We start from the raw sequence: 2,261 nt of genomic DNA, 5'->3' as shown, positions 1-2,261 counted from the left end.
GTTTTGGCTGGTTCAGTGGTACTTGGCGTCACAGTTGGTGCTGCCAGTGTTTTCTTTGGTTCGTAGTAAACTGTGATGTTCTTGGTCGTGGTGTTGTCTTCGCTATCTGTAACAGCAACAGTCAGCACGTTTTTGCCTTCGAGCAATTTAACGGGCTGATCAATAGCCATATGACCTGGTTTGCCACTATTGATGTTGATGTCTACGTATTGGCTGGCGACAGAACTGCCGTTAATTGACAGACTCAGATATTGCGCATTGTCAGTGGCCGTTCCGGTAATCTGGAAGTTTGGATCGTTGGTATAAACCGGTGCATCTGTCGAGCTGTCCAATGACAATGTTGGAGCCACTGCATCCAAAATGAAGGTCAACGCTTCTTGGAAGGTCTTGTTTTGAGTGGTGTCACCCACAACAACCCCAAACGGTTTTTGTCCAAGAGTACCTAAATCTAAAGTGAAACTGAAAGTCAGATCATCCTTGATTGGAATTTGCTTACCATCAACCTGCAACGTTGTCGTTGGGTGCTTGACCTTACCAGTAATCGTCGCAATCCCGGTCTTGGGGTCATAGAACTTAGCAGAGGTGGCATTGAATTCATTGGCACCAAATGTCACACCTTGATCGAACGTCACAGAATTCTTCAACATATCAGGATCATAAGACGAGGTGATCGTCTTTTGCTCCGTCGTGGTGTTGCCATCTTCGTCGGTGGCGGTCACCTTGATGGTATTGTCACCATAATTAACCGGTACATCAACACTAAAGTGATGTTGTGCATCAAGTGCTGCTACGGTGTCGCCAACATTAACTGTCTTGGTGTCAGCACTAACCGTCCCTGTAACCTTGATGGTCGCTTCAGAGGTCTGATCCGAGCCATTGTTGAATTTCAAATCAGTAAAGGTTGGCGCCGTCAGCCGAACTTTGGTGTCAAAATGTTTAAGCAACTGGGTATGCGCCTTATCGGCATATAGATCCACTTGCGCGGCGTAATCAGCATTCGTGACCGGCATTGAGGCAGTGAAACTGTTAGTCGCAGCATCGTAGGTTGTGTTCAAATCATGTTTCTTTCCTTGTGCATCAGTGTAAGTACCGTCAACCGCTGCTGGATACGTTCCACTAAACGTATACGTCCCGCCACCTTGAGTATTGGCTTCGTAGCCGGTTGTGGTACTTGAGATCTTGTCTGGGATACCGCCGCCGTTCACAATTAAATCAAACGATGTAGACCCCGGCTTCTGAACGCTGGCATCTTGATCAGTGGCATTGGATGCATTATCAGTCAAGTACAGCTCAGCCGAATTGTCGCCATTGCCAAGTGCTTGGGCCTGTTCATCAGATAATGGCGTTTCAATTTTGGTGTACCCATCAGCCGTTGTCCCAGCATCGGTAAAGGTAGCATCAAGATTCGTCACTTCATTAATTGCAGTTTTAACGCTCTTGGTGGCATCAAGACCACTCAAATCATCCTTGGCTTCAGCTGTCAAATAATACTGGGTTTTCCCATTTTCCGTTTTGGCTGACAAAGCGACATGACGAACTGTCGGCGCCTTAGAGTCGAGCTTGAAAGGCACATCAAACACTTGACGTTTGTCGCCGCCTTCCGGTACACCGGAAATACGATAAGTATAACTGCCATCATCAGCCGTCTTGATGTTGCCATCACGTTGATCATAATAGGTGCCATCCCACGCTGGAGCATTGTAGTAGATGTACTGCTGCGAATGAGCATTATAATAGGTCTTCGTCAGATTGGTGGAACTGCTGAGAGTCGTAACTTTATTGCCCTGACCATCAAGAATATCAACTTGGACGTTGCTGATATTGCGCAATAGATAATACTTCATGCTGATTTCATTATATAAGGCATTCTTGTCACTCGAAAAAGCAATCGCCTGATCGTCAACTGTCTGGTTGCCATCAGCGTCTGTGACCATGCCGCCATAATATTGAGTGCCTGTATTTTTGTTCGTCAATAGTGGCACGGTGCCAAAATTACCACCAGCAGGACTATAAGTGATCCCATTGAGACTATCGACAATCTTACCGTCATTCCAGTCACCAAAAAAGCCCATGTATGGCAAGTTCAAGCGCGATCCATCGCTACCCTTAAAGTTCAGAAAACCTTCAACAAATTGCTGTTGGTCAAAAGACTTCGGCAAAGATAGTGTGAATTCAATCTGCGCCGTTTTCCCAGCAGGCACAGTTATGTCACTGCCGGCTTTAATGGCTGCTCCATCAATCTTCTTGTCATACAAAACCCT

Annotated in this window: 1 pseudogene; it reads right to left on the bottom strand. The window is 46.2% G+C overall.

The features are described 5' to 3' along the window. A pseudogene (gene prtP, locus BAZO_RS10755) lies at window positions 1-2,261 on the bottom strand (PII-type proteinase); the annotation flags it as partial.

The organism is Schinkia azotoformans LMG 9581 (assembly GCF_000307855.1).
GTDB classification, from domain to species: Bacteria; Bacillota; Bacilli; order Bacillales; family Bacillaceae_J; genus Schinkia; species Schinkia azotoformans.
Note: the sequence above shows the minus strand (reverse complement) of the source record. Positions and strands in the feature narration are given on the sequence as shown.